Annotated in this window: 19 protein-coding genes; 9 read left to right on the top strand and 10 right to left on the bottom strand. The window is 74.6% G+C overall.

The window, feature by feature from the left end:
• Positions 1-47: 47 nt before the first annotated feature.
• Positions 48-1,013, bottom strand: coding sequence for a hypothetical protein (locus tag D5H75_RS08445; RefSeq protein ID WP_119925748.1), 966 nt, complete (start codon positions 1,011-1,013; stop codon positions 48-50).
• A gap of 428 nt (positions 1,014-1,441) precedes the next feature.
• Here D5H75_RS08445 and leuS point away from each other — a divergent pair, with 428 nt between their 5' ends.
• Complete coding sequence (leuS, locus tag D5H75_RS08440; protein WP_422673442.1) at positions 1,442-3,901, top strand: leucine--tRNA ligase; 2,460 nt, start codon at positions 1,442-1,444, stop codon at positions 3,899-3,901.
• Between the two features lie 125 nt (positions 3,902-4,026).
• Here leuS and D5H75_RS08435 read toward each other — a convergent pair whose 3' ends face one another.
• Positions 4,027-5,274: a MalY/PatB family protein gene (locus D5H75_RS08435; RefSeq protein WP_242454063.1), complete on the bottom strand. Its 1,248-nt coding sequence runs from the start codon at positions 5,272-5,274 to the stop codon at positions 4,027-4,029.
• Between the two features lie 351 nt (positions 5,275-5,625).
• Positions 5,626-6,294, bottom strand: a complete 669-nt coding sequence (gene lexA / locus D5H75_RS08430) for a transcriptional repressor LexA (protein WP_242454098.1) — start codon at positions 6,292-6,294, stop codon at positions 5,626-5,628.
• Positions 6,295-6,585: 291 nt separating this feature from the next.
• Here lexA and D5H75_RS08425 point away from each other — a divergent pair, with 291 nt between their 5' ends.
• The 3 genes from D5H75_RS08425 (at position 6,586) to D5H75_RS08415 (ending at position 11,317) form a co-directional block, all read left to right on the top strand.
• Entirely contained in the window at positions 6,586-7,038 is a 453-nt protein-coding gene (locus D5H75_RS08425; RefSeq protein ID WP_119925745.1) for a LysM peptidoglycan-binding domain-containing protein, read from the top strand.
• A gap of 888 nt (positions 7,039-7,926) precedes the next feature.
• A complete protein-coding gene (gene nrdR, locus D5H75_RS08420; RefSeq protein ID WP_119925744.1) occupies positions 7,927-8,391 on the top strand; it encodes a transcriptional regulator NrdR in 465 nt (154 codons plus the stop codon).
• A 64-nt stretch (positions 8,392-8,455) separates the two neighbouring features.
• Positions 8,456-11,317 (top strand): vitamin B12-dependent ribonucleotide reductase, encoded by a 2,862-nt coding sequence (locus D5H75_RS08415; RefSeq protein ID WP_119925743.1) that lies wholly within the window; start codon positions 8,456-8,458, stop codon positions 11,315-11,317.
• 83 nt (positions 11,318-11,400) lie between these two features.
• Here D5H75_RS08415 and D5H75_RS08410 read toward each other — a convergent pair whose 3' ends face one another.
• Positions 11,401-11,775 (bottom strand): VOC family protein, encoded by a 375-nt coding sequence (locus D5H75_RS08410; protein WP_119925742.1) that lies wholly within the window; start codon positions 11,773-11,775, stop codon positions 11,401-11,403.
• A gap of 3 nt (positions 11,776-11,778) precedes the next feature.
• Complete coding sequence (locus D5H75_RS08405; RefSeq protein ID WP_242454062.1) at positions 11,779-12,597, bottom strand: TetR/AcrR family transcriptional regulator; 819 nt, start codon at positions 12,595-12,597, stop codon at positions 11,779-11,781.
• A gap of 81 nt (positions 12,598-12,678) precedes the next feature.
• Here D5H75_RS08405 and D5H75_RS08400 point away from each other — a divergent pair, with 81 nt between their 5' ends.
• Positions 12,679-13,752: an NAD(P)-binding domain-containing protein gene (locus D5H75_RS08400; protein ID WP_202637988.1), complete on the top strand. Its 1,074-nt coding sequence runs from the start codon at positions 12,679-12,681 to the stop codon at positions 13,750-13,752.
• 7 nt (positions 13,753-13,759) lie between these two features.
• Here D5H75_RS08400 and D5H75_RS08395 read toward each other — a convergent pair whose 3' ends face one another.
• A complete protein-coding gene (locus D5H75_RS08395) occupies positions 13,760-14,926 on the bottom strand; it encodes a winged helix DNA-binding domain-containing protein (protein WP_242454061.1) in 1,167 nt (388 codons plus the stop codon).
• A gap of 30 nt (positions 14,927-14,956) precedes the next feature.
• On the opposite strand from D5H75_RS08395, the gene D5H75_RS08390 reads away from it, so the two are divergent.
• Positions 14,957-15,685, top strand: a complete 729-nt coding sequence (locus D5H75_RS08390) for an MBL fold metallo-hydrolase (RefSeq protein WP_119925738.1) — start codon at positions 14,957-14,959, stop codon at positions 15,683-15,685.
• Positions 15,686-15,894: 209 nt separating this feature from the next.
• On the opposite strand, the gene D5H75_RS08385 is transcribed toward D5H75_RS08390, so the two are convergent.
• Positions 15,895-17,028: a low temperature requirement protein A gene (locus D5H75_RS08385; RefSeq protein WP_202637932.1), complete on the bottom strand. Its 1,134-nt coding sequence runs from the start codon at positions 17,026-17,028 to the stop codon at positions 15,895-15,897.
• 119 nt (positions 17,029-17,147) lie between these two features.
• Positions 17,148-17,954, bottom strand: a complete 807-nt coding sequence (locus D5H75_RS08380; RefSeq protein ID WP_119925736.1) for a DoxX family protein — start codon at positions 17,952-17,954, stop codon at positions 17,148-17,150.
• Between the two features lie 197 nt (positions 17,955-18,151).
• On the opposite strand from D5H75_RS08380, the gene D5H75_RS41365 reads away from it, so the two are divergent.
• Complete coding sequence (locus tag D5H75_RS41365) at positions 18,152-18,352, top strand: hypothetical protein (protein WP_202637999.1); 201 nt, start codon at positions 18,152-18,154, stop codon at positions 18,350-18,352.
• Between the two features lie 916 nt (positions 18,353-19,268).
• Here D5H75_RS41365 and D5H75_RS08370 read toward each other — a convergent pair.
• On the bottom strand, positions 19,269-20,981 hold the full coding sequence (locus D5H75_RS08370) for an MFS transporter (protein WP_119925734.1): 1,713 nt from the start codon (positions 20,979-20,981) through the stop codon (positions 19,269-19,271).
• Between the two features lie 165 nt (positions 20,982-21,146).
• Between D5H75_RS08370 and D5H75_RS08365 the strand changes: the two genes are divergently transcribed.
• Complete coding sequence (locus D5H75_RS08365) at positions 21,147-22,943, top strand: tetratricopeptide repeat protein (RefSeq protein ID WP_119925733.1); 1,797 nt, start codon at positions 21,147-21,149, stop codon at positions 22,941-22,943.
• Between the two features lie 88 nt (positions 22,944-23,031).
• On the opposite strand, the gene D5H75_RS08360 is transcribed toward D5H75_RS08365, so the two are convergent.
• Entirely contained in the window at positions 23,032-25,362 is a 2,331-nt protein-coding gene (locus D5H75_RS08360; RefSeq protein WP_119925732.1) for an AAA family ATPase, read from the bottom strand.
• 233 nt (positions 25,363-25,595) lie between these two features.
• On the opposite strand from D5H75_RS08360, the gene D5H75_RS08355 reads away from it, so the two are divergent.
• Positions 25,596-25,865, top strand: a complete 270-nt coding sequence (locus D5H75_RS08355) for a DUF1876 domain-containing protein (protein ID WP_119925731.1) — start codon at positions 25,596-25,598, stop codon at positions 25,863-25,865.
• The last annotated feature ends 12 nt before the right edge of the window (positions 25,866-25,877 follow it).

The following is a 25,877-nucleotide window of genomic DNA, read 5'->3' as shown; positions in this document are numbered from 1 at the left end:
GGGAGCGGACGCGCCCGCGTCGTGCGCCCGTGAGCCGTGCGCCCGGGTCAGGGCTTGATGGACTTGATGATGGTGTTGATGTCCGGGAGCAGGGACTTCTGGGTGTCGGGGATGGCGATGTAGAGGATCGCCGGCAGCGCGCGGCCGGTGTCCACGGCGGCGAAGACGACCGTGTCCTTGGTGATCTTGGTGCCCGCGCGGCGGTTCCTGATCTCGAACGCCATCAGCTCGGCCGGGCGGCCGCCGACCTTGAAGCGCTGCTCGGCGGTCTTCGTCGCCAGCGCCGCCGCGCCGTAGAAGCGCTTCTTGACCTCGTAGGCCGTGGCGCGCAGCACCTTGTTCATGTCCGCGGCGCCGGTGTACTGCGGGGCCAGGCGGGTCGGCAGCGGGCCGGACATGACGTGGGCGAAGACCTGCCTGCCCTGGGAGTCCTGGCCCAGCGGGACGTACTGGCGGGTGGAGAAGCCGTATTTAGCGCGCAGCTCGGTCGGGGTGCGCTGGTCGAGCTGCCAGCGGCCGCCCAGCGCGGCGTAGTGCAGCCCGGACTGGCGGTCCTTGACCTGTCCCGTCACCGGCGACCGGGTGCCCTTGTAGCGGGGGAGCGGCGGCAGCGCCTCCTTGGCCGGCTGGGTGCTCTTGCCCGCGCCGACCGGGGCGCTCTGGCGCGTCTGCGGGGGCTTCGGGGGCTCCTCCGAGCCGCCGAGCGTGCCCGTCGCGAACGCCGTGACGACCACCGCGACCAGGGCCACCGCGGCCGATCCCGCCACCGCCCACGGCCACACGCGCCGCCCGCGTCCGGGGCCGTCATCGTCGCCGATGCCCGCCTCGATGTCGGCGAAGCGGTTCTCGAACCCCTCCTCCGACCCGTCGCCGGAGCCCTCGCCCCAGACGGTCTTCCACAACTCCCGCTGGCGATCGGCGGGCGGCGTCTTGGGGCCGCTGATCTGCGCGGCCGTGACGAAGCGCTCCTCCTCGACCTCCGCGACGCGATCTCCGGCTCTCTGGTCGCTCATCGCTGTGTCGCTCCCGTGCTCTCGCCCTGATGACGCCGTGGGGCGGGTCGTCGTGCGGCGCCGATGACTGGCTGGTTGGGGTGGCGACCGGTATCGCCGGGCGGATCGCCCCGGATCCGCGGCGGAGAGCCCGCCGGGACCTCCTCCGGGAGAGATGGTAGAGGACCGAAGATAAAGGGGTGGTTACCGATGCGCGATGTGCGCCCGAATTCGGCCCCTCGGCGCATTGCCCTTTGCGCTACCCTTGGGCTATGCGAGCCGTCCGGCAGCTTCTCGGTCGGCCGCGCTGACGCCGTACTGAGACTCTGATCAGGAAAAGACGGCCGGTCGGCGCGGCCAGCCCCTCGTGCCCACGGGGGGCGCTTTGCTGTTATGACGGCGGCCGGCCTCTGGGACCGCAGAGGATCGCGATAGACGAGGGAACCGAAGTGAGCGACGAGCAGTACGATCCGCAGGCGCTGCAGGCCAAGTGGCAGCAGCGGTGGGAGCGGCTGGAGCCCTACCGCGCCGGCGAGGACCCCGCCGACGAGCGTCCCCGGCGCTACATGCTCGACATGTTCCCCTACCCCTCCGGCGACCTGCACATGGGGCACGGCGAGGTGTTCGCCATCGGCGACGTGGTGGCCCGCTACTGGTTCCTGCGCGGCTACAACGTGCTGCACCCGATCGGCTGGGACTCCTTCGGCCTGCCCGCGGAGAACGCCGCGATCAAGCGCAACGAGCACCCCGCCACCTGGACCTACGCCAACATCGAGACCCAGGCGAACTCCTTCAGGCGCTACGGGATCTCCTTCGACTGGTCGCGCCGCCTGCACACCAGCGACCCCGACTACTACCGCTGGAACCAGTGGCTGTTCACCCGGTTCTTCGAGCGCGGCCTGGCCTACCGCAAGGGCGGCCTGGTCAACTGGTGCCCCAACGACCAGACCGTGCTGGCCAACGAGCAGGTCGTGAACGGCCGCTGCGAGCGCTGCGGCGCCGAGGTGGTGCGCCGGGAGCTGACCCAGTGGTACTTCAAGATCACTGACTACGCGCAGCGGCTGCTGGACGACATGGACCAGCTCACCCACTGGCCCGAGCGGCTGCTGACCATGCAGCGCAACTGGATCGGCCGCTCCGAGGGCGCCGACGTCCTGTTCGAGATCGAGGGCCGCGACGAGCCGGTGACGGTCTACACGACCCGCCCGGACACGCTGTACGGCGCGACCTTCTTCGTGGTCGCCGCCGACGCCGCGCTGGCCGACGAGATCGTGACCGACGAGCAGCGCCCGGCGTTCGAGGCCTACCGCGCCGAGGTCGCCAAGCTGAGCGACATCGAGCGGCTGGCCACCGACAAGGAGAAGACGGGCGTCTTCCTGGGCCGCCACGCGATCAACCCGGTCAACGGCGAGCGCATCCCGGTCTGGGCGGCCGACTACGTGCTGTCCGACTACGGCCACGGCGCGATCATGGCGGTGCCCGCGCACGACCAGCGCGACCTGGACTTCGCGCTGAAGTTCGGGCTGCCGGTGAAGGTCGTCGTGCACACCGGCCTGGCCGACCCGGCCGAGACGGGCCAGGCGACCCCCGGCGAGGGCACGCTGGTCAACTCCGGCCCGCTGGACGGCCTGGGCAAGGCCGAGGCCATCGCCAAGATCGTGGAGATCCTGGCGGCCGAGGGCCGGGGCCGGGCGACGGTCAACTTCCGGCTGCGCGACTGGCTGCTGTCCCGCCAGCGGTTCTGGGGCACCCCGATCCCGATCATCCACTGCCCCGACTGCGGCGAGGTGCCCGTCCCCGACGAGGACCTGCCGGTCACGCTGCCCGACATGCGCGGCGAGGCGCTGGCCCCCAAGGGCGTGTCCCCGCTGGCGGCGGCCGAGGACTGGGTCAACGTCGCGTGCCCCAAGTGCGGCGGCGCCGCCAAGCGCGACACCGACACGATGGACACCTTCGTCGACTCCTCCTGGTACTTCCTGCGCTACACCTCGCCCGGCTACAGCGAGGGCCCGTTCGACCCCGAGCAGGTCCGCAGGTGGGGCCCGATCGACCAGTACGTCGGCGGCATCGAGCACGCCGTGCTGCACCTGCTGTACTCCCGGTTCTTCACCAAGGTGCTGCACGACATGGGCATGGTGAACTTCACCGAGCCGTTCGTGCGCATGCTGAACCAGGGCCAGGTCATCAACGGCGGCAAGGCCATGTCCAAGTCGCTGGGCAACGGCGTGGACCTGGGCAAGCAGATCGACGAGTTCGGCGTGGACGCCGTCCGGCTGACCATGATCTTCGCCGGTCCGCCCGAGGACGACATCGACTGGGCCGACGTCTCCCCGGCGGCGTCCCAGAAGTTCCTGGCCCGGGCCTTCCGCGTCATGGCCGAGGCCGGCGCGGCCGGCGCCCCCGGCGCCGACTTCGCGGCCGGCGACATCGAGCTGCGCAAGGTCACCCACCGGACGATCGACGAGGTCACGCGCCTGATCGAGTCCTACCGCTTCAACGTCGCGGTGGCCCGCATGATGGAGCTGACCACGGCCGCTCGCCGCGCCATCGACTCCGGCCCCGGCGCGGCCGACCCGGCCGTCCGCGAGGCCGCCGAGACCCTGGCGATCATGCTGTCGCTGGTCGCGCCCTACGCCGCCGAGGAGGGCTGGGAGCGGCTGGGGCACGGCCCGAGCATCGCCCGGGCGACCTGGCCCGAGGCGGACCCGTCCCTGCTGGTCCAGGAGACGGTCACGTGCGTCGTCCAGGTCGCCGGCAAGGTCCGCGACCGCCTGGAGGTGTCCCCGGACATCACCGAGGACGACCTGCGCGCCCTGGCCCTGGCCTCGGACAAGGTCCGCGCCCACCTGTCCGGCGACCCCCGCAAGGTCATCGTCCGCGCTCCGAAGCTGGTCAACATCGTCCCCTGACACCGGACGGCTCGGACGGCCCGGCGGACCCCTCCGCCGGGCCGTCGGCGTTCTCCGGCCGCCCTCCCGCGCGCGTACGGCCACGCGGCGGCGCCGTGCGGCCGGCCGTGCCCTCGGGGCGGGGCTCAGCGGGCGGGGAGGGCCTTGGCCACGCGGGCCAGGATCTCCTGCAGGACGCCGGTGGAGGTGGCGAAGTTGAGCCGGGCGAAGCCGTCGCCGCCGGGCCCGAACGAGGGACCGGGGACGGTCATGACGCGGGCCTCGGCGAGCAGGTGGGCCGCCGGGTCGGGGCCCAGGCCGAAGGCGCGCAGGTCGAGCCAGGCGAGGTAGGTGGCCTCGGGGACGTGGTAACGGGCCCCGACGGGCAGCCGCTCGGCGATGAGGCGGCGGTTGCGGTCCAGGACGCGCAGGGCCCCGTCGAGCCAGGCGTCCCCCTCCCGCCACGCCGCCAGGGTCGCGTCCACGCCGAAGACGCTCACCTCGCCGAAGAGGTGCTGGGGCTGGGCGGCCAGGGCCTCGCGGACGGCGGCGGGGGCGACGTGGGCGACGCAGCAGCGGATGCCGGCGAGGTTGAAGGCCTTGGTCGCCGAGGTGAGGGTGATCGTGCGCGCCGCCGCGTCCGGGGAGACCGACGCGAAGGGGATGTGGCGGCGCGGGGCGTAGGTCAGGTCCGCGTGGATCTCGTCGGCGATGACCAGCAGGTCGTGGCGCTCGGCGAGCTCGGCCAGGCCCTCCAGTTCGGGCCGGCGGAACGCGCGCCCGGTGGGGTTCTGCGGGTTGACGAGCACGAGCGCGCGGCATCCCCGGCCGCGCAGGTCGCGGTCCAGCCGGTCGAGGTCGAACTCCCAGCCCTCGGAGGTCTCCTCCATCGGGATCGGCAGCAGCGGCCGCTCCATCTCGCCGAGGGTCTGCAGGAACGGGGTGTACGCGGGCGTGTGCATGGCCACGGCGTCGCCCGGGCGCGTGCACGTGACCAGGACGACCTGGAGCGCCTGGTTGATGTCGTTGTAGCAGCGCACGTGGGCGGGGTCGGGGCGCCAGCCGTACCGCCGCTCCATCCGCTCGGCGAACGCGGGCGCCAGGGGGTTCTGGGCCTCGCCGATGGCCCACGCGGGATAGCCGAGGTCGGTGTCGACGCGCCGGATCAGCGCCTCGCGGACCGGCGGCGGGACGGGGAAGTCCATGTCGGCGACCCAGCAGGCGATCGTGCCCGGCTCGGCCTTGGACCACTTCATGCCGTCGCGCGCGGCGAGCGACTGAACGTCGAGGTCCTCGAACGGCGAGTCGCCCATGCCCCGGTGGTCCCAGGCCCGCGGGTCCCGCCTCCCCGCCGGGTTCAGCGCGTCCCCGGGCGGACCTCCGCGCACGCTCACCGCGCCACCTCCGTCGTCGTGGTCCTCGCCCGCACCTGAATACCCGCCCGAATCCGCACCAACCGCCCATGACGGCACGAAGCGATCACGATCTGGAGGGCGATCCCCGGCAAGGGCGCGCGCCGGGTGCGGGGGGCGAGGCCGTGCGGCATGGAGTCCCGGCAGGGCCGTACGGCCTGGAATCCGTGCGCGGTGTGCGGCGGGGCCGTACGGCAAGGGGCCGGCCGAGGTGTACGGCGGGGCCGTACGGCACGGCGGGGTCGCGGCGTGGCCGCGCGGCGCCGGACCCGAGAGCGCGCGGGAAGCGTCGCCCTCGGGTGCGGCCGGCGCGGCGGGCGCCGGAGGGGCGTGTCAGACGCGGCGCAGGACGGCGACGACCCGGCCGAGGATGGAGGCCTCGTCACCGGGGATGGGGTCGTAGGCGGGGTTGTGGGGGAGCAGCCACACGTGCCCGTCGTCCTTGCGCTTGAACGTCTTGACCGTCGCCTCGCCGTCGATCAGCGCGGCCACGATGTCGCCGTTGTCGGCCACCGGCTGCTGGCGGACCACCACCCAGTCGCCGTCGGCGATCGCGGCGTCGATCATCGAGTCGCCCTGGACCTTGAGCAGGAAGAGCGTGCCCTCGCCGACGAGCTGCTTGGGAAGCGCGAACACGTCCTCGATCGCCTCCTCGGCGAGGATCGGGCCACCGGCGGCGATGCGGCCCACGACCGGCACGTAGGCCGCCGCGGGACGGCCGACGGCGCCGTCCTCGGCCTCGGCGTTGCCCGCGAGCGCGGGCTCGCCGGGCAGGCGCACCTCGACTGCGCGCGGGCGGTGCGGGTCACGGCGCAGGAAGCCCTTGCGCTGCAACGCGCTGAGCTGGTGGGACACGCTGGACGTGCTGGTCAGGCCGACCGCCTCGCCGATCTCGCGCATCGAGGGGGGGTAGCCCCTGCGCTCGACCGAGTCGCGGATCACTTCGAGCACGCGGCGTTGCCGCACGGTCAGGCCGCTGTCGTCCAACTGGGCCGCCGGCATCTCGTAAACGGTCGTAGGTCGCCCCGGGCTCCGGGGCGTCTTGCGTTCACTCTGCTCGCTCATCTGACCACCTGCTGCGTTGAAATCTGGACACACCCGATCCCGCCACCAACGACGCTATCGGCCTCGAAGATCAATATCAAACATCGGTTCGAATGTCATCGATTTCGCCGTCGCCGTGGTGTAGAACATCGTACGTAAGTTCGATCGCTGTGGCGTTCGATTTCGTGAAGTTTCGCGCGTGTGTTCTGGGATTTCTCCGCGCGCGAGGCCCGAACGAGAGAGGTCCACATGCATGCGACGCTTCCGCCACGCCCCCGCCCGGCGCTGAGCGCCCCCGCCAGGCCCCGCGCCCGCCGTCCCTCCCCGGCGGCCCGCGGGCCCCGCCGCCCCGCGCCGGGCCCCCGCCCCGGGCGGGATCCGCTGCGCCCGCTCCCGCCCCTGCGCCTGACCCGCCGCGGGCGCGCCGTCCTCGTGGCCGCCGCGCTCCCGGTGCTGCTGGCCGCCGTCTGGCTCGGCACGCGCGCCCCCGCCCGCTCCGCCCCCGCCGTGCCGCCGTCCCACCAGGGCCTGCCCTGGGTCACCGTCCAGTCCGGCGACACCCTCTGGGAGATCGCCCACCAGGTCGCCCCGGCCGAGGACCCCGCCCGCACCGTCCACGCCATCATGCGCCTCAACGCCCTGGACACCTCGGTGATCCAGCCCGGCGCCCGCCTCTACATCCCGGCCCCCTCCACGCCCTAGCCCCGCCCTGGCCCCGCCCTGGCCCCGCCCGATCCCGATCCCCGATCGCCCCGGACGGCCCCGCGCCGCCCCGGGGCGGCACCATGCGGGTTCGAACGCCCCAGGACCACGGCGTCGCCGCGCGAGGATCGCCCTCACCCCGCGGGGGCTCACCTCCCGCCGCGCCGCTCCGGTGCCCGCCCTCACGCCGCCCCGGCCCCTCGCCTCCCGACCGGGCGGCCCGGCGCGGGTGAATCAGTGATGAAGTTGTGACCTCGGGCCGGGAGATCTCCGCCCTCCCGGTGGAGGGCGGCCGCCCGCCCCTGCGGGACAGGGCTTCCCGCCCCGCGCGCGTGCCGTACGGCCCGGCGGGGCGCGCCCGCCCGCCCGCGCCGCCCGCCTCTCCCCGGCCCCCGGGACGGGGACCCGCCGGCGCGTGCGGATCCGGCCCCGGGCCCCCGGCGTACGGCCGCCGCCGGGCGCGGCGAGGAGCGCCGCGGGGCGGCCGGGCGGAGGCGGTCCACGGGGGCGCTCCGGGTCGTTCGGGGCATGGAGGGAGGAAGCGTAATACCTGGTGGGAGGGGGTGTGGGCGGCGACAAGGGTGGGCACGTAGGGATTCGCGGAGGGCGGCCGGACCCCGAGATGCGCAAGGGGGCCGGGGCGTGCGAGACTCCTCCGCGGCCCTTGTTCCGGAGGGCGCCCGGGCGGTGCTCCCGGGCCCCCGGGACGGCTCCCGGAGCGGGCGACACGCCGAACGCGTGACGGGTGTGCCTGCTGAGCAGGGGGTATCGACCCGCGGGCCCGCGCCGACTTGCGTAAGGGCTGCCACGCTTCTACGGTTGGACCACAAGATGTAGTAGTTACATCGGTGTAGTTCACCAGACCTTGTGTTCCAGGGAGGCGTCGGAATGCACTGCCCGTTCTGCCGCCACGCGGACAGCAGGGTCATCGACAGCAGGTCCACCGAGGACGGCGCGGCCATCCGCCGCCGTCGCACCTGTCCCGCGTGCGGACGCCGGTTCACGACGCAGGAGACGGTGCTGCTGATGGTGGGCAAGCGCAGCGGGGTCACCGAGCCGTTCTCCCGGGAGAAGGTCATCGCCGGGGTGCGGCGCGCCTGCCAGGGCCGGCCGGTGACCGAGGACGCGCTGGCCAAGCTCGGGCAGCGGGTCGAGGAGAGCATCCGGGCGACCGGTGCCGCCGAGATCCCCGCGCACGAGGTCGGGCTGGCGATCCTGGGGCCGCTGCGGGAGCTGGACGAGGTGGCCTATCTGCGGTTCGCGTCGGTCTACCGGAGCTTCGAGACGCTCGCGGACTTCGAGGCCGAGATCGAACGGCTGCGCAAGGAACGCGCCCCCGCGCCGGGGGACTGAGCGGCGCGCTGCACAGGTTTTCACTATGTGGGCCCGGAGGACGGGCCCTGGGGAGGGGGAGGTCATGACGGAGACGGTCAGCGGCTCGGCGACCCGTGGGAAGGGCGCCCGCAAGGGACTGCGCATGGAGCGTGTCCACACCACCGCGGGCGTGCATCCGTACGACGAGGTCCGCTGGGAACGCCGCGACGTCGTCATGACGAACTGGCGGGACGGCTCGGTCAACTTCGAGCAGCGCGGCGTGGAGTTCCCCGACTTCTGGTCGGTGAACGCGGCCAACATCGTCACCACCAAGTACTTCCGCGGCGCCGTGGGCACGCCGCAGCGTGAGCAGAGCCTCAAGCAGCTCGTGGACCGCGTCGTCGGCGTGTACACCCGGACCGGTCGCGAGAACGGCTACTTCGCCACCGACGAGGACGCCGAGATCTTCGACCACGAGCTCAAGTACGCCCTGATCCACCAGATCTTCAGCTTCAACTCCCCGGTCTGGTTCAACGTCGGCACCTCCTCCCCGCAGCAGGTCAGCGCCTGTTTCATCCTCGCCGTGGACGACACGATGGAGTCGATCCTGGAGTGGTACAAGGAGGAGGGCCTGATCTTCAAGGGCGGCTCCGGCTCCGGCGTCAACCTCTCCCGCATCCGCTCCAGCAAGGAGCTGCTCTCCAGCGGCGGCACGGCCAGCGGCCCGGTGTCGTTCATGCGCGGCGCCGACGCCTCCGCCGGGACCATCAAGTCCGGCGGCGCGACCCGCCGGGCGGCCAAGATGGTCGTCCTCGACGTGGACCACCCCGACGTCGAGGAGTTCATCGAGACCAAGGCCCGCGAAGAGGACAAGATCCGGGCCCTGCGCGACGCCGGCTACGACATGGACCTGGGCGGCAAGGACATCACCTCCGTCCAGTACCAGAACGCCAACAACTCCGTCCGCGTCTCCGACGAGTACATGCGCGCCGTCGAGGCGGGCGGCAAGTTCGGGCTGCGCAGCCGTACCACCGGCGAGGTCATCTCCGAGGTGGACGCCAAGGACCTCTTCCACAAGATGGCCAAGGCCGCCTGGGAGTGCGCCGACCCGGGCATCCAGTACGACGACACGATCAACGACTGGCACACCACGCCCGAGACCGGCCGGATCACCGCCAGCAACCCCTGCAGCGAGTACGTCCACCTGGACAACTCCTCCTGCAACCTGGCCTCGATCAACCTGCTGAAGTTCCTCCAGGACGACGGCTCCTTCGACGTCCGGCGCTTCGTGAAGATCACCGAGCTGATCATCACGGCGATGGACATCTCGATCACCTTCGCCGACTTCCCGACCGAGAAGATCGCCGAGACCACCCGCGCCTACCGCCAGCTCGGCATCGGCTACGCCAACCTCGGCGCGCTGCTGATGGCCACCGGCCACGCGTACGACTCCCCGGGCGGCCAGGCCGTCGCCGCGGCGATCACCAGCCTCATGACCGGCGTCTCCTACCGGCGCAGCGCGGAGCTGGCCGGCGTCGTCGGGCCGTACGACGGCTACGCCCGCAACGCCGAGCCGCACAAGCGGGTCATGCGCAAGCACGCCGCCGCCAACGACGACCTGCGGACCGTCGGCATCATGGACCGCACGATCCACACCGAGGCCACCAAGCAGTGGGCGCAGTGCCTCAAGCTCGGTGAGAAGAACGGCTACCGCAACGCGCAGGCGTCGCTGCTGGCCCCGACCGGCACCATCGGCCTGATGATGGACTGCGACACCACCGGCATCGAGCCGGACCTGGCGCTGGTCAAGTTCAAGAAGCTGGTCGGCGGCGGCTCCATGCAGATCGTCAACCAGACCGTCCCCCGGGCCCTGCGCAAGCTGGGCTACCAGGAGGAGCAGGTCGAGGCGATCGTCGCCTACATCGCCGAGCACGGCCACGTCGTGGACGCCCCGGGCCTCAAGCAGGAGCACTACGAGGTCTTCGACTGCGCGATGGGCGAGCGGGCGATCGCGCCCATGGGCCACGTCCGCATGATGGCCGCGGTGCAGCCGTTCCTGTCCGGCGCGATCAGCAAGACCGTCAACCTGCCCGAGTCCGCGACCGTCGAGGACATCGAGCAGGTCTACATGGAGGGCTGGAAGCTCGGCCTCAAGGCGCTGGCCGTCTACCGCGACAACTGCAAGGTCGGCCAGCCGCTGTCCATCGCCAAGAAGGACGCCAAGGAGACCGCCGCCGAGGCCCCCGCCCCGGCCGCCGTCGCCGAGGCCCCGCGCCCGACCCGCAAGCGCCTGCCCAAGCAGCGCCCGAGCATCACCACGTCCTTCTCCGTCGGCGGCGCCGAGGGCTACATGACGGCCTCCAGCTACCCCGACGACGGGCTGGGCGAGGTCTTCCTCAAGATGTCCAAGCAGGGCTCGACCCTGGCGGGCGTCATGGACGCGTTCTCGGTGGCCATCTCCATCGGCCTCCAGCACGGCGTCCCGCTGGAGACCTACGTCTCCAAGTTCGTGAACATGCGGTTCGACCCGGCCGGCATGACCGACGACCCGGACATCCGCCTGGCCGCCTCGGTGATGGACTACATCTTCCGCCGCCTGGCCCTGGACTACCTGCCGTACGACGAGCGCGTCGCCCTCGGCATCCTGTCCGCGGCCGAGCGCGCCGCCCAGCAGCGCGGCGAGGACCCCGCCTCCCTCCAGGAGGTCGTGGACCCGGCCACGCTCCAGGAGGTCGTGGACCCCGAGTCCCTGGCCCAGTCGGCCCCGGTCGAGCAGCCCAGGCCGGCCGCCGCGCCCAAGCCGGTCACGATCGAGCCCGCGTCCCGTCCCGGCACGACCCTGGAGAGCCACCAGGCCCGCACCGCAGACGACGCCCCGCTCTGCATGACCTGCGGCACCAAGATGCGCCCCGCCGGGAGCTGCTACGTCTGCGAGGGCTGCGGCAGCACCAGCGGCTGCAGCTAGCCCACCCGCTGAACGAAAGGGGGATCCGGACCCGTCCGGATCCCCCTTTCGCGTTCTCCCCGGGCCGGGTCTGCCGGGTCGGGCTACCGCGGGGAGATGACCTCGTAGAGGTCGCCCGCGCGGTCCTCGAAGTAGGCGACCCGGCCGCCCCAGGGGCTGTCCACCCGCGCGTTGGCCCGGTCCGCGGGGCTGTTGCCGTACGGCACGGCCGCGCGGCGCGGGCGGGCGAGGACGGCGTCGAAGGTGGCGGGGTCCACGTCGAAGGCCAGGTGGAGGCCGTGGGGGTCCTCGACGGTCATGAAGTCGAGGGTGAGGGTCTCGTTGACGCGCACGGGGGCGAAGTGGCGGCGGGCCCCGGCCGGGGGCAGGCGCTCCAGGCCCATGATCCCGGCGAAGAAGCCCGCGGCCTCGTCGTTGTCGTAGGCGGGGACGATGGTGTGGTTCAGCGTGACCGGCATGGTTCAGTCCTCGGTGCCGTCGGTGCCGTCGGTGCCGTCGGTGGTGCCGGTGGCGTCGGTGGCGCCGTGGGGGGCGTCGCCGGGGACGAGGGCGCCGTGCAGGAACACGGTGATGGCGTCGTCGAGGGAGGGGCCCGCCGCGAGCCCCTCGCCGGAGCGCCGCGCGCGGTCGAAGCCCAGGTGCATGAAGATCGCGGCTAGCTTCTCCGGAGGCAGGCGGAGGCGGTCCCGGTCGGGCTCGAACAGCTCGGCCACGGCCTCGACGGTCCGCGCCAGCGCCTCCTCGCGCCCGCCGGGCCGGTGGCCGAGCCCATCCTCCGGCCGCGGGCGGCCCGGCCCAGGCCGCCCGCCGGCCTCCTCCGCCGGCGCGTCCGCGCCCTTCCCGCCCTTCCCGCCGTTCCCGCCGCTCCCGCGCGCTCCGGCCTCCTCGTTCGCCGGGCCGGGCCAGCCGCGCCGGCCGCGGCGGCCGCCGGCGCGCAGCGCGCCGAGCACCGCGCCCATGCGGGCCAGATAGGCCTCCATCGCCGCCGCGGCCTCGCGCAGCCGCGCCTCCAGCGGCTGGTCCAGCGGGATCGCCCGGACCTCGTTGATCACGTGGTCGCCGCGCAGCGCCTCGTGCACGCACGCGTCGATCAGCTCGTCCTTGTCGGCGAAGACCCGGAAGATCGTCGCCTCGCCGATCCCGGCCGCGCGCGCGATCTGGCTGGTGGTCACGGCCGTGCCGTACTCGGTGACCAGGGGGAGGGCGACCCGCACGATCATCTCCCGCCGCTCCGCGGGACTCATGCCCGGCGCTCGCCGCCGGGGCGGTGGTGTGGACATGGGCTCCACTATGCGGAGTGAGCGCTCACTCCGTCAAGGAATTCGCCGGCCCGCCCGGAGGTTGGCAAAGGCGTGGACGTGATCGACGTGGTGGTGATCGGCGCCGGGCAGGCGGGGCTGTCCAGCGCGTACTTCCTGCGCAGGTCCGGGCTCGGCTTCGTCGTGCTGGACCACAACGAGGGCCCCGGGGGCGCGTGGCGGCACCGCTGGCCCTCGCTCACCCTGGGCCGCGCCCACCGCGTCCACGACCTGCCCGGGATGCCCCTGGGCGAGCCCGACACCACCCGCCCCTCGGCGGAGGTCGTGGCGGAGTACTTCGGCGCGTACGAGCGCGAGTTCGGCCTCGACGTGCGCCGCCCCGTGCACGTCCACCGCGTCGCCGAGGGCGGCGGCGGGCGGCTCCGCGTGGAGAGCGACGCGGGGACCTGGGAGGCCCGGGGCCTGATCAACGCCACCGGCACCTGGGACCGCCCCTTCTGGCCCTACTACCCGGGCCGCGAGACGTTCCGGGGCCGCCAGCTCCACACCGCCGGCTACCGGAGCAAGGAGGAGTTCGCCGGCGAGCACGTCGTGGTCGTCGGGGGCGGCGCGTCGGCCGTGCAGCTCCTCCTGGAGATCGCCGAGGTGGCCACCACGACCTGGGTCACCCGCCGCGAGCCCGTCTTCCGCGAGGGCCCCTTCGACGAGTCCGCCGGGCGCGCCTCGGTCGCCCTCGTCGAGGACCGGGTACGGCGGGGCCTGCCCCCGGCCAGCGTCGTCAGCGTGACCGGCCTCGCCCTGACCCCCGAGGTCCGGGCCGGGATCGAGGCGGGGATCCTGCGCCGCCTGCCCATGTTCGACCGCGTGACGCCGTACGGCGTGGCCTGGGCGGACGGCCGCGAGATCGCGGCCGACGCGATCCTGTGGGCGACCGGCTTCCGCCCGGCGCTGGACCACCTGGCACCGCTGGGGCTGCGCGCGCCCGGCGGCGGGATCCGCGTCGAGGGCACCCGCGTCGTGGACGACCCGCGCGTCCACCTCGTGGGCTACGGCCCGAGCGCCAGCACCATCGGCGCCAACCGGGCCGGCCGCGCCGCCGTGCGCGAGCTCAGGGCGCTCCTGGCCCCCGTCCGGAGCGCCCCCGCGCCCGCCCGGGGCGTCTCGGCTCTCGCCTGACCCGGGCTCAGGCGACCAGCTCGCGTTCCAGGGGAGTGCGGAAGCGGGGCGTGACGCGCATCGGCCCGAGCCAGGCGGCCAGGTCGGCGGCCCGCGCCTCGATCGCCTTGGCCGCGTCGTCGCCGACGTCCTCCAGCAGGCGGTAGACGATCTCGCCGTCCGCGCGCTGCGCCCAGCCGCCGACGACCCGGCCGTCCCACCACACGGTCGGGCCCGCGTTGCCCGAGCGGTCGAACAGGGCCGGCGCGTGCTCGCCCAGGAACCACGACCGGTCCTGCCAGCCCATCACGGTCGGGTCGAGGGCGGGCAGGAGCGCCGCCCACGGCTCGGGGGCGGGCTCGGGCTCCAGGTCGCCGGGCAGCGCGATCCCGGTCACCCCGCCCAGGTCCACCTCGGCCGGGGAGATCCGCGCCAGCGCCTTCTTGACCTCGGCCGCCGTCCACCCGGTCCACCACTTCAGGTCCGCGACCGGGGCCGGGCCGAAGACCTCCAGCCAGCGCCGGGCCAGCTCCGCCTGCGCGTCCGCCGTGGTCCAGGCCTCCGCCTCCCCGGCGAGCCCGGTGGGGTACCACCGGTACTGCGTGCTGGTCCAGCCGCCCAGCGGCCGCCCCCGCGCGATGCGCCCGGCGGCGGCGAGCACGGTGAGCACCCGGGTGGTGATCGCCTGGGGTCTGCCGTAGCTCTTCCCCGGCGCGTACTCCACCTCCTGCCGCAGCCTCGGCTCGTCCCGGCCCAGCTCGGCCGCCGTCGCCTCGCCGCGCGCGGTCAGCGCCGCGACGACGGAGTCCTCCACCTCGGCCAGCCACGCCTCCGGATCGGGGGCGACCTCCGCCTCGGCGAGCAGCTTCAGCAGCGACGCCCGCTCCTTGGCCGCGATCGCGCGCGTCGCGCCCGCCTCCACCACGGGGGCGAACCCGGCGGGCACCGCGAACATCGTCCGGCGCATCGCCAGCATGCGCAGCAGGGACCGCTCCTCGTAGAGCGCGTCCTCCACGGCGGCGGGGGAGAGCCCCGAGCGGGCCTGGACCGCCAGGAACACCGTCGCCGGGTCCGTGGCGTGCAGGACGAGCACGCTCTCCGCCACCTCGCCGGGGGTCGCCGCCCCGGGGACCGCCAGCCGATGGCGCACCGCCGTACGGGCCTGGCGCTCACTGATCCCGAAATGCCGCATCATGTCAGGCATGCTACTGACAGGACGACCCTGATGAGACTGACCGCGCTGGGCACCGCCACCCCGTACCCCCGGCCGGACCACGCCTGCTCGGGGTATCTGCTGGAGGCCGGCGAGGCGCGCGTCTGGGTGGACGCGGGCCCCGGCACCCTGGCCAACCTCCAGCGCCACGCCGCCGTGGACGAGCTCTCGGCGATCTGGATCTCCCACCTGCACGCCGACCACACCGCCGACCTGCTGCCGGCCTTCTACGCCCTGGCGTACGCCGACCTCACCCCGGCGCGGCCGATCCCGGTGTACGGCCCGCCGGGCTGGGCCGCGCGCGTGGAGCACTTTCTGACCAACGGGTCGCCGCAGCCGATGAGCCGGGTCTTCGAGGCGCACGAGCTGGCCGACGGCCACCGCGCCGACGTCGCCGGGCTGCGCCTCACGAGCCGGGCCGTCGAGCACGGCCTCCCCGCGTTCGGCCTGCGCGCGGAGCACGGCGGAGCGGTGCTGGCCTACTCCGGCGACACGCGGGCCTGCCCGGCGCTGGACGAGCTGGCGGCGGGCGCGGACGTCTTCGTGTGCGAGGCCGACGGCGGCCCGCCGTACCACTGCTCCCCGGAGGACGCGGGGGAGAGCGCGCGGCGCGCGGGGGCGGGGCGGCTGGTCGTGACCCACGTGGGGCACACCGTGGGCGACGCGGCCGGGCGCGCGTCCGAGGCGTACGGCCGGGCGGTGGAGGCCGCGTACGACGGGATGGTCATCGAGGCGGGATGACGCGGCGTGGCGCCATGGCGCCCACGGGGCCTGTCCGTTCCCCGCGGGCACCATGGCGCCACGTCCCGCCCTCGGGCGGTCTCGGGAGCCGAACCGCCTTCGCCGCGGTGGGCCGTCCACGGCCTCCCGCATCCTCTTCACCGACGCCGGGCGTTGGCATCCCCTCGTCTCAGATTTCTATCGGAGAGGGGATAAAGGGGGTGTAAGGCCTACAGGCGCGCGGCGTGTGACCGCTGGAGCGCGGCGACGCCGCCCGCGATCAGCACGAGCACGGCGAGCTGCGCCATCCCCGAGACCAGGCCCAGCCCCGCGGACGCGAGCGCCAGCACCGCGGCCGCCGATCGCAGCGGGGAGCCCCCGAGCGCGAGCGCCCGCCCGAACAGCAGCTCGCCCACGAGGAACAGCGACACCCCCGCTCCGAGCGCGATCGCGGGCCCGGGGTAGAGCGGGTCGAAGGGGTGCGCCACCAGCTTCTTCAGCCCCGCCGCGACCCCGACGACGCCCAGCAGCATGGGGATGTGCGCGTAGAAGTACCCCGCCAGCACCAGGCGCGTGCGCCGTACCGGGTCGGCGATCCGCAGCAGCGCGTGCTCGGCGCGCTCGGCCTCGTCGCTGAAGTACATCCACCAGAACGTGGCGGCGAGCGCCAGCCCGAGCACGGCCGCCGCGACCAGGTCGGCGGTCAGCGGCAGGTCCCCGGCCCCGATGCCGATCGCCACGATCGACTCGCCCAGGACGATGATCACCAGCAGGCCGTGCCGTTCCACGATGTGTCCCGGATGCAGGGGGAACCCCTCCTGCTTGATGAAGTACGGGCTGACGATCAGCACGGCCACCGCGAGCACCCAGAGCCCGGTGCGCCACGGCTCGTCCACGTACGCGGCGGCGAACACCAGCGCGGTCGCGCCCAGGTTGCCGGGCAGCAGCCGCAAGGCCCTCGAACTGGCCTGGAGGTAGAGGAAGGTGTGGACCAGCACCACGACCAGGTAGCCCACGGCGAACCAGACCCCGTCCGGCCCGTCCCCGAACGCCTTGGGGAGCGCGAGCGCGATGACGAGGAAGCCGCCCATGCCGGTGAACAGCAGCACGCGGCGGGTGGTCCGGACCGGCGGGACGTGGTTGGTCACCCAGCAGTAGCCACCGTAGATCCACCATATGAGCACGAACGCCAGGACCGCCCGCAGCGCGTCGGCCGGGCTGAAATCCCTGGCCAGGAGCGCGGTGAGCTGGGTGACGGTGAAGACGAAGACGAGGTCGAGGAAGAGCTCCACCGTGGAGACGCGGAGTTCCTCCTCGGGCGCGGCGGGGGCGGAACGCTCCGCGAACCATCGGGGGAGGCGCATCCCGATATTCTCCGGCATCTCGGGATCCGCTCGGTCCACTGCCGGCCGGTACGGCTCCCGCCCGCGCGCTCCGGGCGCCGGCGGTGTTCCCCACGCGGGCGCTCCGGGCGCCGGGCGGGTCAGGCGTGCGACTCGCTCCGGAGTTCGGTGGAGGTGGGCTCGTCACCGGCGTCGCGGCGCGGGGCCCCGCCGCGCTTCGGCGTCTCGGGGAGCGTGGGCGGCGGCACCCGGCCGCCGGACGCGCTCCCCGGATCGCCGGCGGCCCGCGTGCCTCCGGCGGAGTCCGTCCCCGCCGCGCCCGTCCCCGCCGCCCCGTCGCCCGAGGCGGCGCCACCCGGGCGTGCCGGAGGGGTTTCGCCGGCCGCGTCGCCGCCGGGGCCGGCCGTGTCGCGCACGCGGCGGCCCGGCGAGGTCGGGGCCTCGCGCGGGGACTCGCGGGTGGGCTCGCCGTCGGGTTGCTCGCCGCGGAGGCGTGCGATCGCCTCGTCCGCGGCCTCCTCCGCGGCGGCCTCGGCGGCCTCTCGTCGCCTGATCAACACTAGGTGGTCGAAGGAGACGCGGCCCGCGCCCCCCACGGCCAGCAGCACCGCCGCCGCGCCCAGCGCGACGATCAGCTTGATGTCCCCTCCGGTCAGCGGCAGGCCGTAACGCCCCGCGCCGACGAAGAACACGGCCAGCGCCTCGGCGAACAGCACCATCCCGGTCAGCGGGAGCATGAAGCCCGCGAACAGCAGCAGCCCGCCCACGACCTCGATGAGCATCGTGCCGGCCGCCCACAGATCCGGCGCCGGGGCCCCGAGCGTGCCGAACTGCTCCGACGTCGCGGCGAGCCCGGCCTCCAGCTTCTCCCAGCCGTTGCTGATGAAGATCCCGCCGACGCCGAGCCGGGCGGCGAGCGCCGCCATGTCGTAGACCCACCGTCTCACGGCCGACCCTTTCCCGTGCGGTTTACGACGGGTACGTGCCCATTATTCGTCTTTGTGAACGACATCGCGAGCGGGTTGCCGAAGCCCCTCGCTGTCACCGTATGGTTACAGTCTGTGAGAACGCGATTACAAAGCGCGTTCAAGCGTGGACCATGGGAGTGCGCCGCGATCGCGGCCGACCCTCGAAAGGAGTTCTCATGCCCACCAAATCCCTGGCACGGCTGACCGCCCTCCTCGCGTCCCTCGCCGCCGCCGTCACCCTGACCGCGGCCACCGCCCCGGCCGCCTCCGCCGCCCCCGCCTCGCCCGCGACCCCCGCCGACCCGTGGGACTGGGACCGCGACTGGTGCCACTGCGACCACGATGACGACCACGGCCTCCTCGACTGGCTCCTCTGACCTTCCGCCCCCTTATCGGGCGGCACGCCCCCCACCCCAGGCCGTGCCGCCCACCCGCCCCACCTCCCGGAGCACCTCCGCCCCGCGCCCGGGCCGCCTGCCCGGCCCACGGCTCGCCCGGCCGTCCCCCCGGCGTTCCCTGCCGCCTCCACAGCCTTCGGCGCGAGCGACGCCCCCGGCCCGCCCGCCCTCGGCTCCCCCCTGATCCGCGACGCCGCTCCGCCAGGCGCCCCACCCGGTCCGGCGGCCGAGGTCTCGCCGCCAAGGCCGCATCTCCGCCGTCCGCGCGCGGTTCCCGCGTCCGCACGGCGCGGTTCCCGCCTCCGCGCGGCGCGGTCTCCGCCGCCCGTACGGCCGCGCCCCGGCCTGGGGCGTGGCTCGCGCGCCGCCCGTCTCGCATGCGGCCGCATGCGCGGCCGGGCCGTGTCCGCCCTGTTCGCGCCGCCCTGTTGCGCCGCGCCGTGCCCCCCGCGCTGCGTGCGGGGGCGCCGAGAGCGCCGCGCCGTACGCACGCCGTGCCCCGCACCCCGCCGAGCCGTTCGCGTCCCCTCGACGCGAGGCGTGCCCGCTCCTCTCCTGCGAGGCCCCGGCCGTGGCCGTGATCCTGCGATTCCGCGCCAGGGCCGACATCACCGCAGGCGCCGGGAGGGCCTGCGGAGACGAGGAATCGCAAGATCACGGCGAGGGAGCCCGGCGTTCGCGGCGGCGGATGGGCCGCGGTGGCGAGGGGGGCCGCAGGCCACTGCCGGGAGACGCGCGCCGCGGGGCCGCCAGGCGCGGGGGAAGGAGCCGGGGCGGGCCGCGTGTCGTACGCGAGACGCGTGGTCATGGCGGGGCGTGCCGGGGTGGAGCGGGCGCGCCGGGGGCGGGAGCGGTGATCGCGGCAGGGGTTGGCGGCGCGGGGGAGGCGGGGCGGTCAGCGCGGGTGGCGGGGCGGGGTGTGGGGGCGGTGGGGGGCGCGGCGGCGGGACGGGGCCCGGAGGGACTCGCCGAGCGGGAGGGGCAGGCGGTCGCGCAGGCGGCGAGGGACGCGGCGGGCCAGCCAGGCGGGCGGGGCGGCCGGGCGGGGGCGGGGGACGCGGGGGGCCTGCGCCGGGCGGGCGGGCGTGCGGCGGGGGATGGCCAGGACCGCCAGGAGCGCCGTGAGGGAGAGGAGGGCGAGGCTGACCAGGACGGTGGAGTGGAGGGCGGAGACGAACGCCTCGCGGGCGGCGTCGAGCAGGCGGTGGCCGGGCTCGGCGGGGAGGCGGGCGGCGACGTGGGCGGCCACGGACAGGGACTCGCGCGCCTCGGACATGTCCTCGGCCGGGACTCCGGGCAGCGCGCGCAGGCCGGGAGCGTAGACCGCGGTGGTGACGGTGCCGAGAACGGCGACGCCGAGGCCCGCGCCCAGCTCGTACGCGGTCTCCTCGATGCCGGCGGCGCCGCCCGCGCGTTCCTCGGGGGCGGCGGCCAGGATCGTGTCGGAGGCGGCCAGCAGGGCGACCTCGACCCCGAAGCCGATGCCGGTGAAGCACAGCGCCAGCGGGATCGCGTCCAGGGTCTGGCCGAACCACAGCGTGGGCAGCAGCGACAGCGCGGTCAGCGCGAGCCCGCCGCCCATCGCCGCGCGCACGCCGACCCGGTGCAGCAGGCGCGCCCCGACGAGGCCGCCCGCCATCGCCGCCAGCATCAGCGGCAGCATGCGGGCCCCCGCCTCAAGTGGGCTGTCGCCCAGGACGAGCTGGAGGTACTGCGCCAGCATGAGCTGGAGCCCGACCAGCGCGAAGATCGCCAGCATCACGCAGGCCACGCCCACGCTGAACCCCCGGTCGGCGAACAGGCCCACGTCGAGCAGGGGATGGGCGAGCCGCCGCTGCCGCCGTACGAACACCCACAGCAGGGCCACGCCCGCCGCGAGCGCGAGCAGGGCGCGCGGGTCGCCCGAGCCGGTGACCTTGACCCCGAACGCGAGCCCGAGGACGCCCAGCGTGGACAGGACCGCGCTCTGCCAGTCCCAGCGGTGCGGGTCGGGATCGCGGGACTCGGGCAGCAGCCGCAGCGCCGCGAAGAACGCCGGGACCAGCAGCGGCAGGTTGATCAGGAAGACCACGCCCCACCGGAAGTGCTCGACCAGCACCCCGCCGATCAGCGGCCCGACCGCCGCGCCCGCCGCCGCCACCGCGCTCCACACGCCCAGCGCCAGCGCCCTCTCCTGCCGGTCGGTGAAGACCTGCCGGATCAGCGACAGCGTGCTCGGCATGATCATCGCCCCGCCCACGCCGAGCGCCGCCCGCGACAGGATCAGCGCCAGCGGGGTCGCGGCGAACGCGGCCGACAGCGAGGCCAGCCCGAACACGGCGTACCCCAGCAGGATCAGGCGCTTCCTGCCGTACCGGTCGCCCAGCGTGCCGAAGGTGAGCAGCAGCGGCGCGACGACGAGGGAGTACACGTCGATGATCCAGAGCTGCTCGACCGAGGTCGGCGCCAGCGCCTTGGCCAGCGCGGGAACGGCGACGTGCAGCACGGTCGCGTCGACCGCGATGAGCAGCAGGCTGAAGCAGAGCAGGGCCAGCACGGCCCAGCGGTTGACGCCGGCGTCGCGCGCGTCCCGCCGGTCGACCCCGGTACCCGTGGTGATCGTGAGCATCGTGGGTCAGGTGGGATCAGGCCGGTCGGACATGCGTGGCAGCTTAGTGGCGCACGCGCCGGACGGGGAGCCCGATCTCCGACAAGACGGGAGACCTGTCTCTCTAGAGATATGGCTGTATCTGACATCTGGTCAACAAGGCCCCGGCCCCCGACCATCGGGATCATGGGGAGCGACGGCGTGGAGGGAGTGGCCCCGCCCGGCGACGATCCCCGGGCGTGGTGCGTGGCCGCGGTCGCCCGCCTCGCCCGCGACGCCCCGGAGGAGGCCCTGCTCGCGGCGCGCGAGGCCGTCGCGCGCGACCCCCGCGGCGAATGGGGCCACCGCCTGGCCAGCCTCGCCCTCGCCCGCCTGGGCCGCGACGAGGACGCGGTCGCCTCCGCCCGCCAGGCCGTACGGCTGGCGCCCGGCTCCTGGTCGGCGCGGCTGCGGCTGGCGGCGGCGCTGCGCCGGCAGCCCGGCCGGTGGACCGAGGCGTGGGCCGAGGCGCTGACCGCCGCCCGGTTCGCGCCCGAGGAGCCCGACCCGCACGTCCTGCTCGGCGACCTGGCGATGCTGCGCGGGGACCACGACCAGGCGCGCCGGGCGTACGCGGTGGCGATGCGCCGCGCCGAGGGGCACCTGGCCGCCCGCGTGAACGACGCGCTGCGGCTGCTCCGCTGGGAGCGCCCGCGCGGCCACCACGACCCCGCCTGGCCCGTGGACCCCGCGCTGACCGGCGCCGCCCGCCGCCTCCTGGAACGCTGGTCCCGCCTGGTCAGGCTGCTGCTCGCGGTGGCGCTCGCCCCCGTGATGATCGCGGCGTACGGCTTCGCCCGGCCGGACCTGGGCCGGATCGCGGGCGCGGCGGCGCTCGCGGCGGCCCTGGCGATCACGGCCGTCTGCGCGGCGCGGCTGCCGCGGGACGCCCGGCCGTACCTCGCGCCGATGCTGGTCAGGGACCCCTGGCTGGGCCTGTCCGTGCTGATCACGCTCGTGGTGGCGGGGGCGTTCGCCGCGGGCCTGGTGGTGCTCGCGCCGCACTTCACCTCGGCGGCGGCCGGGCTGCTGGGGATCGTGCTGCTGAATCCGCTGGCCGTGGCCGTGTCGCGGATGCTGACCGAGGCGTGGCGGGGGAGCGCGATCGCCGCTCTCACGGAGCTGACCACCGCGCTGCGGACCGACGCGCGCGACCGGGCCGCGCGCCGGAACCTGGACGTGGCGCTGTGGCTGATGGCCGAGCGGCTGTTCTGCGTGGTCGCGGCGTTCCTGGCGGCGGCCTGGCTGCTGCCCGGCGGCCGGATCACGCTCGCCGCCGGGGCGGTCGCCGTGCCCGCGCTGATGGCGTGGGTCCGCCGCCGCACCGGGCTCGCGCCGTACCTGACCCGGCTGCTGCACCGCGACCGCTGGCTGGCCGCCGCGCTGGCCTCGCTCGCGGTCACCGCGCCCGCGATGGCGGTGGCGGCGGCGTTCCCCCGGGTGTGGTTCGTCGCGGCGGCCGGTCCCGCGCTGGCCGCGGTCTTCTTCGCCCTGCGGGCCGCGCGTGCCTGGTGGCGCGGCGTGCCCGGCCCCTGGAAGGCCTCGCTGATCCTGTGCGAGGCCCCCGGTCCCCGGCTGCCCGGCGACGCCGTGCCCCCGGCGGACCTGAGCGCGCACGCCCGCCGCGCCTTCACCTACGCCCGCAGCATCGTCCTGACGGTCTCCGACGAGACCGGCGAGCCGAGGGCCATGGCCGTCAGCGCCGTCACCACCGTGGCCGAGACCGGGGAGCTGAGCCTCATCGCGGGCGAGGAGGCGTGGGAGTCCGCCCGGCGCGACCCCCGCGTCGCGGTGTACGTCGCCGACCCCTTCGACCGGCGGAGCTGGATCGAGCTGCGCGGCATCGCCCTGCCCGACGACCGCGGCGAGGTCCTGCGCATCACCCCCAAGCGCGTCTTCACCGGCGAGCTCCCCGGCCGCCACCAGGGCCGCGCCGTCCCCTGAGCGCCGCTCCCCGAGCGCGGCGCCGCCCACGAGCGCCGCTCCCCGAGCGCGGAGCCGCGGGCCGTCCCCTGGGCGCCGCCCCGGGCGGTCAGCGGCCGGAGATCTCCTCCACCGCCTCCCGCAGGTCCTCCGGGGTGATCGTGGTGAGCTCCTCGGCCGTGGCGTCGGTGCCCCGGGCGGCCAGCCGGATGTCGCGGCGCATGGCGGACTTCTCGAAGATGGAGCGGGCGAAGCGGCCGTTGCCCAGCTCGTCGATGAGGCCCTGCCCGCAGACCCAGGCGAAGAAGTCCTCGAGGTCGGCCCGCGCCCGCGGGTCGAACCGGTCGCCGGAGCGGGCGGCGAACAGCTCGGCGATCTCGCGCAGCTCGGCGGGGCCGTAGGAGGGGAACGCCACCCGCTGGTTGAACCGGCTGGCCAGGCCCGGGTTGGTGGCCAGGAAGGAGGCCATCTCGCGTTCGTATCCCGCCAGGATGATCACGAGCCGGTCGCGGTCGTCCTCGGCGCGCTTGAGCAGCGTCTGCACCGCCTCGGCCCCGAAGGCGTCGCCGCCCGAATAGCCCGGGTTGACCAGGGAGTAGGCCTCGTCCACGAACAGCACGCCGCCGAGCGCCTGGTCCACCAGCCGGTTGGTCTTGATCGCGGTCGCGCCGAGGTGCTGGGCCACCAGGTCCACGCGGCTCGCCTCGACCACCTCGGTGCGGGCGAGCAGGCCGAGCGCGGCGAAGATGCGCCCGAGGATGCGGGCCACGGTGGTCTTGCCGGTGCCGGGCGGCCCGACGAAGACGAAGTGGCGCATGGGCGCGGCCGAGGCCAGCCCCTGCGCCTGCCGCATCCCGGCCACCCTGAGCTGGGCGGCGATCCCGTGGACCTGGCGCTTGACCGGCTCCAGGCCGACCATCCGGTCCAGGTCGGCGAGCGCCTCCTCGATCGTGGGCGGGCTCTCGTAGCCCCGGAACCGCGCCGTCAGGTCGTCGAAGGCCCGCCGTACGTCCTCGGGACGGGTCGTGACCAGGTCCTCGGCGGAGGGGGTGCCGCCAGCCGAGACCACCCGCACGTCCCGGGCCTGGGCGGCGGACTCCACCAGCGAGCGGACGAAGCGCGCGTTGCCCAGCTCGTCGACCAGGCCCCGGCGGTGCACGTCGTCGAACAGCCCGCGCAGCACCGGCGCGGCCTCGGGAGCCAGGTGCTCCCCGCGCGTCTCGCACAGCCGCCGGGCGATCCGCAGCAGTTCCTCGGGGGAGTAGCCGGGGAAGCGGATCCGGGTGGCGAACCGCGAGGACAGGCCGGGGTTGGAGGACAGGAACTCGGTCATCTGCTGCTCGTAGCCGGCCAGGATGATGACCAGCCGGTCGCGGTCGTCCTCGGCGCGCTTGAGCAGGGCCTGCACCGCCTCGGCGCCGAACCGGTCCGGCTGCCCGTCGCCGGAGTTGATCAGGGAGTAGGCCTCGTCCACGAACAGCACGCCGCCCAGCGCCCGGTCGATGAGCTCGTTGGTCTTGATCGCGGTCGCGCCCAGGAACTCCCCGACCAGGTCGGCGCGCTGGGCCTCCACGACGTAGGGCGTCTCCAGCAGGCCGAAGGCGTAGAAGATCTTGGCGATGGTGCGGGCCACGGACGTCTTGCCGGTGCCCGGCGGCCCGACGAACACGAAGTGGCGCATCGGCCGCTCCGTGGAGTAGCCCGCCTCGGCGCGCAGCCGCGCCGCCTCGATGGACGCCGCGATCGAGCGCACCTGCTCCTTGACCGGCTCCAGGCCGATCATGTCCTCCAGCTCGGCGAGCGCGTCCTCCACCGAGATCGGCTCGGGCGGCCCCGGCTCCCGCGCCGCCTGCTGCTGCGCGGCCCCGGCGCGCTCGCGCTCCCGCTCCCTGGGGGGCCCGGCCGCCGCCCGCCGCACGACGGACCTGGCCTGGACGAGACGCCAGACCAGCACCGCCGCGGCGCCGGCGTAGGCGACCCAGACGGGGGCGCGGCCGGCCAGGACCACGGCCAGGAACGCGGCGGCGGCCAGCGCCAGCGCGACGGTCTGCCACGGGGGCACGTGGCGGATGAGGTGGGCGGCCCCGGCCACGAGCAGGCCGAGCAGGGCCAGCGCGGTCAGCGCCCCCGCCGGGTCGGGGTGGAGCCCGGCGATGAGCGCCGCGGCCGCCCCCCAGGCCAGCAGCACGAGCACGGTGGCCGCCGCGCGCGGGAACCGCATCGTGAGCGCGAAGAAGGCCAGCCCCAGCGCCACGTAGAACACCGTGGTGACCAGCGGCCAGCCGAACGCCAGCACGCCGCCCAGCGCGGCCAGGACCACCGCGGCGTAGCCCAGCCTGCGAAGGCCCGGGGCGGTGCGGTAATAGCGCTCGCGCACGCGGTCGAACATCTCCCGCGCGGCATCGCGCCCCGCGGGCCGGGCCCGGTCGGAGTCATGCATGGGGTCGCCCTTCCACGCCGCCTGCTCCCATTGTCAACCCACCCGATCGCCGGCGCATCCGCTGCGGTCGCGCCGCGCGCCACCCGGTCGGCGTCCCCATTCTTAGCGCACCCCGGCCGGGCGCGGCGGGCCCCACGCCGGACCTGTGGATAACCGGTTCGCCCCGGTTCACACGCTTTTCAAGACGCGGAAACGGGCGCAAGGTGGGGTGGAGTCCCGGACGGGAGGTGGCCATGAACGAGACGAAGACCTGGGACCTGCGGGTTCACCTGGTCGAGCAGGGCAGCGAGACCGCCGCCGACGTGCTCCTCACGACCGACTCGGGCACCGTGATCAGGGCGCGCGGGGTGGCGCGGCGGAATCCGCGCGACCCGGACGTGCCCTCGATCGGCGACGAGGTGGCGTGCGCGCGGGCGATGACCCGGCTCGCCCACAAGCTCCTGGAGGCGGCGGCCAAGGACATCAGCCGCATCGAGCACCGCCCCGTCCAGCTCAGGTCCTGACCCGTGGATCCC

The sequence above is a fragment of the Bailinhaonella thermotolerans genome, assembly GCF_003594875.1.
In the GTDB taxonomy this organism is placed as follows: domain Bacteria; phylum Actinomycetota; class Actinomycetes; order Streptosporangiales; family Streptosporangiaceae; genus Bailinhaonella; species Bailinhaonella thermotolerans.
The sequence above is the reverse complement of the archived record's forward strand: the minus strand, read 5'-3'. Positions and strand labels throughout refer to the sequence as shown.

Excerpts from the sequence above, each read along its gene's own strand:
- D5H75_RS08445 (WP_119925748.1), bottom strand. The coding sequence starts at position 1,013 with ATGAGCGACCAGAGAGCCGGAGATCGCGTCGCGGAGGTCGAGGAGGAG.
- lexA (WP_242454098.1), bottom strand. The coding sequence starts at position 6,294 with ATGCCGGCGGCCCAGTTGGACGACAGCGGCCTGACCGTGCGGCAACGC.
- D5H75_RS08425 (WP_119925745.1), top strand. The coding sequence starts at position 6,586 with ATGCATGCGACGCTTCCGCCACGCCCCCGCCCGGCGCTGAGCGCCCCC.
- nrdR (WP_119925744.1), top strand. The coding sequence starts at position 7,927 with ATGCACTGCCCGTTCTGCCGCCACGCGGACAGCAGGGTCATCGACAGC.
- D5H75_RS08415 (WP_119925743.1), top strand. The coding sequence starts at position 8,456 with ATGACGGAGACGGTCAGCGGCTCGGCGACCCGTGGGAAGGGCGCCCGC.
- D5H75_RS08410 (WP_119925742.1), bottom strand. The coding sequence starts at position 11,775 with ATGCCGGTCACGCTGAACCACACCATCGTCCCCGCCTACGACAACGAC.
- D5H75_RS08405 (WP_242454062.1), bottom strand. The coding sequence starts at position 12,597 with ATGTCCACACCACCGCCCCGGCGGCGAGCGCCGGGCATGAGTCCCGCG.
- D5H75_RS08395 (WP_242454061.1), bottom strand. The coding sequence starts at position 14,926 with ATGATGCGGCATTTCGGGATCAGTGAGCGCCAGGCCCGTACGGCGGTG.
- D5H75_RS08390 (WP_119925738.1), top strand. The coding sequence starts at position 14,957 with ATGAGACTGACCGCGCTGGGCACCGCCACCCCGTACCCCCGGCCGGAC.
- D5H75_RS08385 (WP_202637932.1), bottom strand. The coding sequence starts at position 17,028 with ATGCGCCTCCCCCGATGGTTCGCGGAGCGTTCCGCCCCCGCCGCGCCC.
- D5H75_RS41365 (WP_202637999.1), top strand. The coding sequence starts at position 18,152 with ATGCCCACCAAATCCCTGGCACGGCTGACCGCCCTCCTCGCGTCCCTC.
- D5H75_RS08370 (WP_119925734.1), bottom strand. The coding sequence starts at position 20,981 with ATGCTCACGATCACCACGGGTACCGGGGTCGACCGGCGGGACGCGCGC.
- D5H75_RS08365 (WP_119925733.1), top strand. The coding sequence starts at position 21,147 with ATGGGGAGCGACGGCGTGGAGGGAGTGGCCCCGCCCGGCGACGATCCC.
- D5H75_RS08360 (WP_119925732.1), bottom strand. The coding sequence starts at position 25,362 with ATGCATGACTCCGACCGGGCCCGGCCCGCGGGGCGCGATGCCGCGCGG.
- D5H75_RS08355 (WP_119925731.1), top strand. The coding sequence starts at position 25,596 with ATGAACGAGACGAAGACCTGGGACCTGCGGGTTCACCTGGTCGAGCAG.